We start from the raw sequence: 13,262 nt of genomic DNA, 5'->3' as shown, positions 1-13,262 counted from the left end.
GTTTCTATCACGGTCAGAGTTGGTTAATTTGCATGCTTAAATTTAAACCAGACTAGGCCTAAATATTCATGGATTGCACGTTGTGACGATAATAAACTTTGCGCATCAAAATACCACCAATAGGTTTTTCTTTGGGCAAAATCTGTCGGCGCGGCAGTGACATTTAAACCTGCATTTTCAAAAATTGCCATCGAACGCACCATATGACTCGCCGATGTTACTAATCTAAAGGGCGCATCTGCAACTTCCCATTGCATATACTGCGCTTCTTCAATGGTATCTTTTGCAAGTGGGAATTTAATAATAACGTTTGGATTAACGCCTAGCTCTACGGCTGCATCAAACATCACATCCGCATGAGCACGAGTATTTATTCCGCCACTCCAACCACTAACGACTAACTGACAGTCTTGACCTAAGGACAGCTGTCTTATTCCTTCACTCAATCTGGCTAATGCCGTATTCGATAACTGTTGCACTGCGGGTTGGTTTTCAACTTCATCATGGTCACTGCCTAATACCATCACTAAACAACCGCTTCCCATAGGCTCATTGTTAACAGAGTACTGGTTCTCTAATGGCGCTAACAGTGCATTACTGCCCATGCTGCTGCTTAGTACAAGGAGCATGCCTGCAGCAATCAACAAAAAGCTTTTAGCCAGCTTTCGATTGCGAATAACAAGATAAGTCACTACGATAAGAATGATCAACAAAGGAACCGGCATAAACAGTTGAGAAACGATCTTCTTTAGCCAAAACATGTAATAAAACTCAAAAAAGGATGCAAGAAATGCAAGTCTAGCACGGATTTCAGATAGTAATATGGCAGAACGTTCGCTTGGATAAACAGACAAACAAAAAGCCATACAATGAGAGTCATCATATGGCTCGAGGATTATTCAGCTACTTTTAGCTATTGCAGTGGTTAAGCTTCGTCTTTACTCCACAACCAAGCGGCGCCGCGCACTCCCGAGGAGCCACCATAGATATTTTGCACCACAGGTGTGCGGCATTCACCACCAAGCACATACTTTGGCAAGATGTTTGGAAGTAGCGGATAGATAGCTTCAATATTTGACACTCCACCACCCAAGACAATGACATCAGGATCAAGAGTATTGATCACATGAGCAAGTGAACGAGCGAGTCTGTCGATATATCGCTCAAACGCTTCTGTAGCGAGCTGTTCACCCTTCTCCATTCGCTGAGCAATCTCAATACCACTAGGCGCATCACCGCCTGCTTGCTTGTAGTCGCGCACAAAGCCTGTACCTGAGATAAAGGTCTCAATACAGTCTTGATTACCACAAAAACATTCAGTTGAATTGAACTCGTCTGCGGTCATCCACGGCAAAGGGTTATGCCCCCACTCTCCACCAATGCCGTTTCCGCCGCCATGCACTTTGCCGTTGATAGCAACGCCGGCACCGCAACCAGTGCCGATAATCACACCAAAAACCACCCCTTTGCCTGCTGCTGCGCCATCTACCGCTTCAGAAACAGCAAAACAGTTAGCGTCATTGGCGACTCTAACTTCTCGGTTAAGCCTTTTACCTAAATCAATATCCAGAGGATGACCGTTGATCCAGGTTGAATTGGCATTCTTAACTAGACCAGAGTACGGCGAGACAACGCCAGGGATCCCAACGCCAACAGTGCCTTTATCATCAAGTAAAGACTCTGCTTCATTGACTAACGATTCTATTGCGTCTAACGTCGCCACATATTCTCGAGGAGTCGGTACACGTTTACGAAAAAGCTCTTCACCTTCGCTACTTAATGCAACTAACTCTATTTTTGTTCCACCAAGATCGATGCCAATCCGCAACATTTAAGCCTCTCCCATAATCATACTGATCATTTCTCTAGTTATATTATTGAGGCACCAAGCTTATACAAGATACCAATTAAACCTTCTTGCTCACTCCCAATGAGGCGCGTAAGCAATGAAATATGGATTCAAAATATCTGACTTTTGATTGTAATCAAGTGCAGCTTCACTGCCATATTGCAGCACTTTGCCACCTGCGCTTTCTAACACTGCCTGCGCAGCAGCTGTATCCCATTCACTGGTGAGCCCAAGTCTTGGGTATATATCCGCCTCACCTTCGGCTAGCAGACAAAACTTAAGTGAACTTCCGACACTCTTCATTTCATGTTCACCAAGCGCCTCTAGGTAGCTCTGTAAACCGGGGCTGATATGAGAACGGCTGCCGACAACCCTAGGTACTGCTGTATTTTCAAATGATTTTTTAACTAAAGCTTGCGCTACACCGGCATGCTTCAACCAAGCGCCACCAGTAAGGCTGCCAAAATAACATTTGTCTAAAACAGGTGCGTAAACCACGCCAGCAACTGCACGACCTTGATGAACGAAAGCAATATTGACGGTGAACTCGCCATTTCGCTTAATAAACTCTTTAGTGCCATCAAGTGGATCGATTAACCAATACGACTGCCAAAGTTTTCTCTCTTCCCATGCTAATGTCGTCGACTCTTCAGACATCACTGGAATAGTAGGCGTTAACTTATCAAGCGCCGCCACGATCACGTTATGGCTGGCAAGATCTGCCGCTGTAACCGGGCTATCGTCAGTTTTAACATCAACCTCAAAGTCATCTGTCGCATAAACCGTCATAATCGCATCACCTGCAGCAACGGCAATATCAACGATTGCGACTAACCAATCAGGCTCAAAGTCAATAACGTTTTCCGTGTTTACAGATGTTTGTGTCTTAATCTGGCTCAAAGTACTCTCTCTATATACAAAAATGGCTAGCTAACTATTATGCCACTGACTTTAAGCAAAAATTAATAACCAATTACGCACTTTAGGTCTAAAAGATACTAAGCCACTCGCTGACACAAAAATAGTGTTAGTGCTATGTTGCAATCGTATTCAATCCAAACAGTGCTTATAGCGTATCTTCACACTCGTTCTAAATTAACGCTCATCAAGCTTACCCTTGACCATCACGGCATCTGCTTGAACACTGGCGCAACCTTTACCCGTTTCAATGGCTTTAGCACAGCGGTATACACGCACATAATCAATTTCGAGAGTTTGTGGGAAAACAGACGCGTCGATCCCCTTCTCATTGACCTTGCCCGCCCAGTCACCGCCGATAGCTAAATTAACAATAAAGTGAAAACTCTGATTAAACGGTGCATCACTTTCAGCCAGCACTCCAGTAACCGATTTGCTATACCAACCCTTCGCTGTTTGTGTTGCGTAGTGATTACCATCCATATACCAGCGGATCTCACCTTGTTCCCATTCAACAGCATAAACATGAAATCCATCGGCTGGATTTTCATTACCATCTAAGCGGTAAGACTGACCAGAATAAACATTCTCAGGCCACTCTTTCCCGTAATGCAACGTACCGTGAATTCGGGTTTCAAGCTGCGTTTCTTTAGCCTGTTTTTGACTAACGGGATATTCATCAGAAACAGTGCCAAGGTTTACTGCTTCAACGATATCAATCTCACCAGAACTGGCCCACTCGCCATAAACCCAGTCGGTTGGCAGCATCCAAGCAGCTCCCCACGTTCCCTGGCCTTTTGGAAACTTGGCTCGAACTTCAAAGCGACCATAGCGCCAATCTCCTTTACCGAGCGTACGTAATCTGGCAGAGGTGTAATCTTTAGTCACTGATTTATCGTCAGCGTGATAATTGGGATGATCATCTTTATCAGCCGGTCCACTGTACGGCTCTTTTATCGCAACAATGTGCAACGAACCATCTGCCACATAACTATTACTGGCATTCGCGGTATAGCACTGCGCTTCAGAGTTTCCACCACCATAGCAATTAACTTCATGGCTCCATTTACTTAAATCAATGGAGGTCCCATCAAACTCATCATTCCATATAAGCTGCCACCCTTTTTCATCAAGCTTAGGCTGCGAATGACACCCTGCTAATATCAGTACAGAAACTGCCATTACACACAAACTGGTCGGCAAATGACTCAGCGGTGAACAACCTTTGTTAGTTAGCAATAATTGCAAAGTTAATCATCTCAATAATTAAAAGTTTAGAGAGTAGCCACCCTCTTGCAAGAAGATGGCTTAACGGCCTCAAATCACTGACAGTCTATACTCGCTTGTTGATTGTCCGCTTGCGGCAGCAAGGCGATATCAGCAATACTCAGCGTTAGCTTCCCCTGCGTTGACAGTGAAAATGGTGCGTTCACCCTCGAAAAGTCGACCCCGGTGTCGCTAAAGCACTTCAGATTAATACTGACGGTTTGCCAACTGTTTTTTGGCAGTTCAGCTAGTAAAGAGCTGATATTCAGCGGCTTACCACATTGGATATCACAGCCCATTGAGACATAGACTTCACCACTTAACTCACTATCGAGTTTTACCGCAAAAGACAGCGCTGAGTTAGATTCAACTGCAGCTCTTAAATCTCTTGGGAAATTACTCGCAAACCGAACAAAACCTGCGCCTTTACCATTAAACTCTATCCGCCTTGCATCTTCCTGCACCACTTTATCAACAGTACGCAAATAAACCGTTTCGCCCTGCAGCACACTACTCGTCACTGCTATCTGCTCATTATCACTGCCAATCGACATCACCCAAGGTGCTTGTACTGAGCGAGTGAAAATAGCAACGCTTTGTGACTCATCATTACTCAGCTCTGCGACTTCCCCCAGCAATTCCAGTTCAGTTTCATCGCCGTAGCTCAGGCCAAAGCCGTAAGGAAATAGCGGCTGATAGTCACCATCAAAACGATTAACTACCGTTTGTGCTGGACTGTTTGGCCATGAAAAAGACAGCTTGCCTGTCATATCAAATTGCAGTTGATTATCAACGTCAGTAAATATCACATCAGCAACAGCCTTACCCTCACTACCAGGTAACCAGGCCGCGACAAAAGCATTTGACGCATTTAACTCAGCGTTAACCCACATCGGTCTACCACTAATAAACACCGCGACAACCGGAACACCTTGCGCTTTCAACTTTTGCAATAAGGCTAAATCACGTTTATTACCACGTTGATACTCCAAGTTATCAATATCGCCATTGCCTTCAGCATAGGGTTCTTCACCAAAAACGACGATTGCCACATCTGGTTTAACCGCATAATCGCCTGAAACATTAAGAATGGTTTTTCCGCCAGCGCTTTCTACTTGAGCTTTAATCCCATCATAGATTGAGCTGCCACCAGGAAAGTCAGCATTGGTGTTATTAGTGCCTTGCCAAGTAATCGACCAACCACCAGATTGCTTACCGATATTATCGGCAGCATCGCCAGCAACAAGTACTGTTTGCTTAGGTGATAACGGTAAGATGTTGTCGTTATTTTTCAGTAGAACCAAAGACTCTCGAACTGCTTGCTTTGCCACTTCTCGGTGCTCTTTAGCACCAATAAGTTCTGTTTTACCTGATAGTGTTCGCTTTGCAGGACTTGGTTTACCAAACAGACCCGCACGCATTTTGACTCTAAGTATGCGCGTTACCGCATCATCCACTCTCGCCATTGGGATCTCGCCGCTTTCGACTTGGGCAACGGTATTTTCAAAAAGCGGTTTCCATGCTGCCGTTGGCACCATATAAACATCAAGTCCTGCATTAATGGTTTGTGGACAATTATCATTACTGCAACCGGGGATTTGGCCATGACCATTCCAATCACCTACCACAAAACCGTCAAAGCCCATCTGATCTTTGAGCACTTCAGTTAGAAGGTATTTGTTACCGTGATTTTTAACCCCATTCCAACTATTAAAAGATGCCATTACAGTTTGTGCACCAGCAGACAGCCCGCTGACGTAGCCTTGGGCATGCAGATCAAATAGCGCTTGCTCCGTTGCGATATTATCGCCTTGATCGATCCCATCAACCGTGCCGCCATCGCCTACGAAATGCTTTACCGTTGATATCACCCTTTCATCGCCAAGAAAGTCTTCATCTGCCGCGCCTTGCAGCCCTCTTACAATAGAGGCAGCATAAGCACCAACAATTTCAGGATCTTCAGAGTAGCCCTCGTAAGTGCGCCCCCATCTGTCATCACGAACGACTGCAACCGTTGGTGCAAACACCCAATCGATGCCCGTCACCATCACCTCTATGGCTGTGATAGCTGCGATCTGTTCAATGAGTTCAGGGTTGTTAGTCGCTCCAAGACCGATATTGTGCGGGAATAGCGTCGCCCCTATCACATTGTTATGCCCATGAACGGCGTCGGTGCCCCACATTGTCGGAATCGTCGAACCATCAATAGAGTCATCGACCGATGCTTGATACATTGCCTCAGCCAATGCTATCCAATCACTTGGCGTGGCATGCTTATCATCGTTAGGAAAAGCGCCGCCGCCATTAAGATAAGAACCAAAACCATAAGTGCGCATATCCTCAACGGTAATATCGCGGATCTCAGGCTGGATCATCTGTGCCACTTTTTGCTTCAAGGTCATCTCACTGACCATTGTCGCAATCTTTTGCTCCATCTCCGCATTTGGCTGTACTTCTAACTGTAATGTAGGCCAAACCACGGAGGCATCACGTTTTTCAACGGGCTCAGCCTCTTTTAACGAACAAGCTGTTACGCTTGATAAAATCAACGCCGATATGAATAAACTACATTGCGATTTTTTTAGCATCGCGGCATCTAAACGCAGATTAAATTTATTATTAGTCATTATTTAATTCCCTTTAAGTGGCATGCATCGAGGGTTAACCCGCTTAAGAATAAACTTGCCATTACGCGTGCTCCTTGCTTGAAGCCTGCTCTACTTGGCTTCCTTTAAGACCATAGAACAAAATATAGCCATAGCACAGTACAGGTAGGAAAAAAGCCAACTGAACGCCAAGTGCGTCAGCTAATACACCTTGTAGCAACGGCACAATAGCGCCACCGACAATGGCCAGACACAACCAGCCAGATCCCTGTGAAGTGTGCGGTCCTAAATTTTGCAGCGCTAAACTAAAAATTGTTGGGAACATAATAGAGTTAAACAGACCAACGGCCAGTATGGCGTACATAGCAGTTGCACCAGAGCTAACAATGGCCACACACACTAACACTGCCGCCATGGTTGCGTTAAAGCCCAGCACTTTTCCTGCAGGGATTTTCTGCATAACCGCAGAACCGACAAAACGGCCTATCATCGCGCCGCCCCAATAATAGGTAATGTATTTCGCCGCTTCAGCCTCCTCAAGACCCGCTATATTTGATTCGCCTAAAAAGCTAACCAAGAAACTACCAATTGAGACTTCAGCGCCAACATAAACAAAAATAGCTAATGCACCTAGTGCAAGATGGCGATGGCCAATGGCATTGGTTTTTCCTAAATACTCAACAGCCTTACCATCTGAACGCACCTCACCATGTCCTTCAATAACCGGTAATTTGAGTTTTGAGAATATCACCGCAAGCGTGGCTAGCATCCCCGATAACAAAAGATATGGCAGCTTAACCTGCTCCGCCTCAGCTTGAGCATGGCTCAGTTCACTGCCTGCTCCTGACGCTACAGATAGAATAAGCACTGCGCCAAAATAAGGCGCAACTGTGGTGCCTAGAGCGTTAAATGCTTGAGTTAAGTTAAGGCGACTCGATGCGGTTTCAGCAGTACCTAATGCATTGACATAAGGATTCGCCGCAACTTGTAAAATAGTAATTCCCGAAGCTAAAACAAATAGCGCACCGAGAAACAGTCCGTAAACGGCTTGATCTGCTGCAGGGTAAAACAATGCACAACCAAAACTTGCAATCACCAGACCGGTGACAATACCTCGCTGGTAACCTATTTTTTTCACTAAGTGGCCAGCAGGCATAGAGACCAAGAAGTAGGCACCAAAAAAGCAAAACTGGATCAACATTGCTTCAGTGTAAGTCAGTGAAAAAACAGCTTTTAAATGAGGAATTAGAATGTCATTTAAACAAGTAATAAATCCCCACATGAAAAACAACGATGTTAGCGATACCAGCGCAAATGTTTGCTTTTCAGTACCTCTCGATTCATTCAAGCTATTGTTATCTGACATTATTGGCGAGCTAGCCATATACACTCCTTATTAGTCTTATTATGCGTGTAGCCAGTGTCGCTACTATATTGGTTATTTAAGCAGGTTCGCCGTTTACACAAGCTAATCTGCCTCTCTACTATCTAGCCGTAACATGGCGGTAAACATGTTAAATAAATGTGTTGACCTTTTTTCTGTTACGCTCTAATCTCAATGTAAGCGCTTTCATTTATAACACAAACACAACGAAGATCAACTGTTCTGTTAACATTTAATGTAAGCGCTTTCATTGCTTCGGTGTTTGTTGATATTGCAATTTTCTTCGCCTGAAATCTTGCTGCTTATCGGCCAATAGTGAATGACAGTAATGATTTATTAGGTTCAATCATGTTATTTGACTGCATAATGCTTCAGGCTAATGACCTTAATGATTGCGCTGTATTTTTTGTCACTATTAGGAAATGACTAATATCGCCATGAAGATTTCTCTGCCTTTCAATTCAAAAATGCAAAAGCGTGACTTTTTGTTTGGAGTCGCCACCGCCTCATTTCAAATTGAAGGCGGTATTGATTCACGTCTTCCCTGTATTTGGGATACTTTTTGCAACACGCCCAATAAGATCCGAGATAACTCCGACGGTGCAATAGCCTGTGACCATTACAATTTGTGGCAACAAGATGTTGATCTAATAGAGTCTTTGGACGTTGATGCTTACCGTCTATCTATCTCTTGGCCACGCGTTATCACTGCAGAAGGTACACTTAACCAACAGGGCGTTGATTTCTACATCGGTGTGTTAGATAGACTAATTGAGAAAGGTATTAAACCTTTTGTGACGCTTTATCATTGGGACTTACCGCAACACCTTGAAGATAATGGTGGTTGGCTGAACCGAGATACGGCCTATAAATTTCGAGATTACGCCGATCTAATATCAACGGCATTTGGCGACCGAGTTCATTCATACGCCACACTTAACGAACCTTTTTGCAGCGCCTATTTAGGTTATGAAGCAGGCATTCATGCACCAGGTTTAAAGAGTCGCTCATTCGGAAAAAAAGCGGCGCATCACTTACTGCTTGCTCATGGTTTAGCGATGCAAGTGCTGCAAAAAAATAGCCCTAACGCACTTAATGGTATAGTGCTTAACTTCACGCCATGCTATCCACAGTCAAATTCGCTGCAAGATCTTAATGCCAGCAACATTGCTGACGCCCATTTTAATCAATGGTATATAAAGCCACTTTTTGACAAGTGCTACCCAAGCATCATTGAGAACTTACCTGCTGAAGAGTTACCGCAAATAGAGTCAGGTGATATGGAGATAATTGCCCAGCCATTAGACTTTATGGGCGTTAACTTCTATACCCGAGCCGTGTATAAAGCTTGTGCTGAAAACCAGTTTGAGCAAGTCACTGTGCCCGATGTGCCCCATACCGATATTGGCTGGGAGATCTACCCTAAAGCCCTATCAGAGCTTCTCTTGTCATTAAACAGTCTGTATCCCCTGCCGCCACTTTACATCACCGAAAATGGTGCCGCTATGGATGACAAACTCCAAGATGGCAGTGTTGCAGATGAAGATCGCACTCAGTATTACCATCAACACTTAAATGCGGTAAACGATGCCATTGAAGCTGGCGTCGATATCAGAGGTTATTTTGCTTGGAGCTTAATGGACAACTTTGAGTGGGCTGAAGGCTACTTAAAACGCTTTGGTATCGTTTACGTTGATTATCAAACTCAACAACGCACACTGAAAAACAGCGCTAAAGCTTATCGAGAATTTATCAGTCTCCGAACATAACAAGCTTTAAAATCAGACTCAAAAAGCTTACATTCTCTAACTTCTCTGCTGCAATTTATTAACCAGTAGAGAGGTTAGTTAAGCAAGCACCCAAAAAGAATAAAAATAATGAGGCTACAATGCTTAAAGTAAAAGAGAAAATTGCCTATGGTTTAGGCGATACAGCAAGTAACATCATTTTTCAAACCGTGATGATGTTTCTACTCATTTTCTATACTGATGTCGTCGGCTTATCACCCGCAGCAGTGGGTACACTATTTTTAGTAGTACGTGTTTTTGATGCGATTACAGATCCGCTTATGGGCTCTCTCGCCGATAGAACCCGCACTCGCTGGGGCCAGTTTCGCCCCTACCTACTTTGGCTTGCCATTCCATTCGGGCTTATTAGTGTATTAGCATTTACTACCCCGGATCTCAGTGACAGCAATAAGCTCATCTATGCTTTTGTAACCTATACGCTACTGATGATGGTTTATACCGCCATCAATATTCCTTACTGCGCGTTAGGTGGAGTGCTTACTGCAAAGCCTTCAGAGCGAGTATCCGTCCAGTCTTATCGATTTGTATTCGCCATGCTCGGTGGCGTAATTGTCGCTTCTTGTACCCTGCCATTAGTCGAGTGGTTCGGTAGCGGTGACTCAGCTAAAGGCTATCAACTAACCATGACCGCCATGAGTCTTTTTGGCGTTGTGCTGTTTCTACTGTGTTTTTTAGGGACTAAAGAGCGGATCAGTGCACCTAAGACGCAAAAAGCTAACTTTTGGGTGGAGATTAAACATCTTTGGCAAAATGACCAAGCCAGAATTTTATGTATTACAGGGATATTTCTGCTGACCGGTCAGGTTCTTAAATTCACCCTCGCCGTTTATTACGTTAAATACTTCCTGTTAAGAGAAGATCTCATTACCGCCTTTATGACCACGGGGATGGTCGGCAGTATGCTCGGTTGTGCATTGGCGCAAGTACTTGCAAAAAAAATGTGTAAGATAAAGGCTTATATCGGATTACAAATTATTGCAGCTATTATTTGTATTCTGAGCTATTTTATTGCCGCTGATCAGGTAATAATGGCCTTTATCGCATTCTTCTTGTGGAAGTTTTTCCTTGATATGGCCACCCCTTTACTGTGGGCAAAAATGGCTGATGCCATCGACTACGGACAATGGAAAACAGGAATACGCATTACCGGCATGGTTTATTCAACCATCATATTTTTCATTAAGCTCGGCGTAGCACTTGGCGGCGCACTGGCTGGCTGGGCACTAGCTTATTATGGTTATCAAGCAGATGTAGAGCAGACAGAAGCAACAAAATCGGGGATCTTGCTATCATTCACCCTTTATCCGGCGATCGGCAGTTTAATTGTTGCAGTCGTGATGAAGTGGTATATCTTGGATGACAAGAAAGTTGAGCAAATTCAAAGTGAACTTAATGCCGCAAACACGTAAAGTAAATAAATGATGTCGATAGGCGTTTAATAGGGAATATATGGCAACGATTTACGATGTGTCAGTACTAGCCGGAGTGTCACTCGCAACAGTATCAAGAGTGATGAATAAAAACGCTAAGGTCAGTGAAAAGACACTAAAGAAAGTACAAGATGCAATGGACCAATTAGGCTATAGACCTAATGCGATTGCACAGTCTCTTGCCTCTAATCGCTCAAATAGTGTCGGTATTTTGGTCTCAGAGTTACACGGTCCTTTCTATGGTTCCATGCTTAGCGGTATTGAAGCAGAGCTTAGAGGTTCACAAAAGCATGCCATCATTGCCGCAGGGCATAGCGAAGAGGGGACTGAAAAAGAGGGGATTGAGTTTCTTATCAGCCGACGATGTGACGCACTCATCTTACATGTTGAAGCTGTATCAGATGAATACCTAGTGGAACTGGTTAAGAATGAGGTGCCCATTGTACTGATTAACCGGTTTATTCCGGCAATCGCTGATAACTGCATTAGTCTCAATAATGAGCTCGGCGGATATCTTGCAGCAAAAGCAATACTTGAACAAGGGCACAAAGAGGTGGCTTACATTTCAGGCCCTTACTGGAAAATGGATGCTAGCGACCGCCTAAAAGGTCATAAAAAAGCCTTGCAGGAGTTCAATGTCAGATACAACCCGAAGTTAACCTATGAGGGGGATTATCAAGAGGTGGGTGGCAGCGATGGTTTAGAGCAGCTACTTAACAGCAAGCAGCCATTCACTGCCGTTGTTTGTGCAAATGATGAAATGGCTTCAGGTGCCATGACTTTTGCCCGAGAGCATCAAATATCCATACCACAAGAGCTATCGATCATAGGTTTTGATAACATCATTTTGGCGCAGTATATCTACCCTAAACTGACCACAATTGATTATCCTATCAAGCAAATGGGACAAATGGCTGCAAGATGGATCCTCAAAAATACTTTTAAGCAAGCCGATCTTGAAGTTAAAAATGTGTTTGAACCTAAGCTAATAACAAGAGATTCCATTCTCGCTCGCTAATGACTAACTCTGTAGGTCATAAGCTGTTTCCTCAGTGCTTATGACCTCTATTAAATGCAAATGCTAAACCAACTGCTCTAGTTTTCTTATTACATCTAGACAATTTATCCCATAATAGAATAACCGCCCTTCTTCGCTACAAAAAGGTTTAGCTGCCATACACTCTCTACAACATCACTCTGATCTTTATGTAAAAAAGGGATCATGAGGTCGAGTATTTCCAGCTCCACACTCAACTTTAGCAGCTTGATTTAACTTTCAAATATTAGAAATAACTGTATGTACCAATTGTATTAAGTATCTGTTCACTCAGTAAGAATTAAAAGCGCTGAAGGCAAATCGGAAACTCAATGTTACTCGTTATTCTATATCAAGAGTTTCAGCCGCAGCATGCAATGCTTTGAAACCCGCCCAAGGGAAACGCTCAAGCATTCCACTTTCTCTTTAGATTGGCTCACAAGGGAATAATCATGCTTTCATCAATGTGCTGAATTGCAAAATGGGGACCCTTCTCAAATGAGAAAATACTTAATAAAATTGGTATTAAAGTACCTTATAAATCTAAATGAACGGGGCATAGTGGCGAGATTATGTAGCGTAGATATTTAATTAATTCATATAGGAAAAGATGCTGCCTAGCCTCCATGCCAAACAGACTTAAGTAAGTTCCCAGCTGGAGCAAAATCATCAAAATCTTGGGAAGATTGATTTAGCTGCTCCTAAATGTCGAAATGCGACCTTAATTAACATCTTGACAACAACAGTGTAAGCACAAAAATAAACAAATGAAAGCGCTTACATTGATTTTTTGAAATATTTATTCTAATTACTAAGAAAACTCTACCTACCCGACTAGCGTTATAACTAGCATTCACCACAAAGAAAGCGATATGTGCCACTCGATAAGGGAAAGCCAGACCCACCATCCTTTGTCGGCGTTTTTTACGCTATAAATATATATATTTTATTACGACTTCCTGTGC

9 protein-coding genes are annotated in these 13,262 nt (G+C 43.6%); 3 read left to right on the top strand and 6 right to left on the bottom strand.

Annotated elements, in window-relative coordinates:
• Positions 1-23 precede the first annotated feature (23 nt).
• From K5R16_RS20395 to K5R16_RS20370, 6 genes are all read right to left on the bottom strand, one after another.
• Positions 24-761, bottom strand: coding sequence for a YdcF family protein (locus tag K5R16_RS20395; RefSeq protein WP_220740049.1), 738 nt, complete (start codon positions 759-761; stop codon positions 24-26).
• 164 nt (positions 762-925) lie between these two features.
• Entirely contained in the window at positions 926-1,831 is a 906-nt protein-coding gene (gene mak, locus K5R16_RS20390) for a fructokinase (protein ID WP_220740018.1), read from the bottom strand.
• A gap of 90 nt (positions 1,832-1,921) precedes the next feature.
• Entirely contained in the window at positions 1,922-2,740 is an 819-nt protein-coding gene (gene cysQ, locus K5R16_RS20385) for a 3'(2'),5'-bisphosphate nucleotidase CysQ (RefSeq protein ID WP_259649959.1), read from the bottom strand.
• Between the two features lie 204 nt (positions 2,741-2,944).
• Complete coding sequence (locus K5R16_RS20380; RefSeq protein WP_259649956.1) at positions 2,945-4,015, bottom strand: glycoside hydrolase family 16 protein; 1,071 nt, start codon at positions 4,013-4,015, stop codon at positions 2,945-2,947.
• Between the two features lie 74 nt (positions 4,016-4,089).
• Positions 4,090-6,621 (bottom strand): exo 1,3/1,4-beta-D-glucan glucohydrolase, encoded by a 2,532-nt coding sequence (locus K5R16_RS20375; RefSeq protein WP_374758413.1) that lies wholly within the window; start codon positions 6,619-6,621, stop codon positions 4,090-4,092.
• Positions 6,622-6,721: 100 nt separating this feature from the next.
• Positions 6,722-8,023, bottom strand: coding sequence for a sugar MFS transporter (locus K5R16_RS20370; protein WP_220740016.1), 1,302 nt, complete (start codon positions 8,021-8,023; stop codon positions 6,722-6,724).
• 437 nt (positions 8,024-8,460) lie between these two features.
• On the opposite strand from K5R16_RS20370, the gene K5R16_RS20365 reads away from it, so the two are divergent.
• The 3 genes from K5R16_RS20365 to K5R16_RS20355 all read left to right on the top strand — a co-directional run bounded on the left by K5R16_RS20365 (position 8,461) and on the right by K5R16_RS20355 (position 12,279).
• Complete coding sequence (locus K5R16_RS20365; RefSeq protein WP_220740014.1) at positions 8,461-9,792, top strand: GH1 family beta-glucosidase; 1,332 nt, start codon at positions 8,461-8,463, stop codon at positions 9,790-9,792.
• 119 nt (positions 9,793-9,911) lie between these two features.
• Positions 9,912-11,240 (top strand): glycoside-pentoside-hexuronide (GPH):cation symporter, encoded by a 1,329-nt coding sequence (locus tag K5R16_RS20360; RefSeq protein ID WP_220740012.1) that lies wholly within the window; start codon positions 9,912-9,914, stop codon positions 11,238-11,240.
• Positions 11,241-11,280: 40 nt separating this feature from the next.
• Positions 11,281-12,279, top strand: a complete 999-nt coding sequence (locus K5R16_RS20355) for a LacI family DNA-binding transcriptional regulator (protein ID WP_220740010.1) — start codon at positions 11,281-11,283, stop codon at positions 12,277-12,279.
• Positions 12,280-13,262 lie beyond the last annotated feature (983 nt).

The sequence above is a fragment of the Shewanella sp. c952 genome, assembly GCF_019654975.1.
Lineage (GTDB): Bacteria > Pseudomonadota > Gammaproteobacteria > Enterobacterales > Shewanellaceae > Shewanella.
The sequence above is the reverse complement of the archived record's forward strand: the minus strand, read 5'-3'. Positions and strand labels throughout refer to the sequence as shown.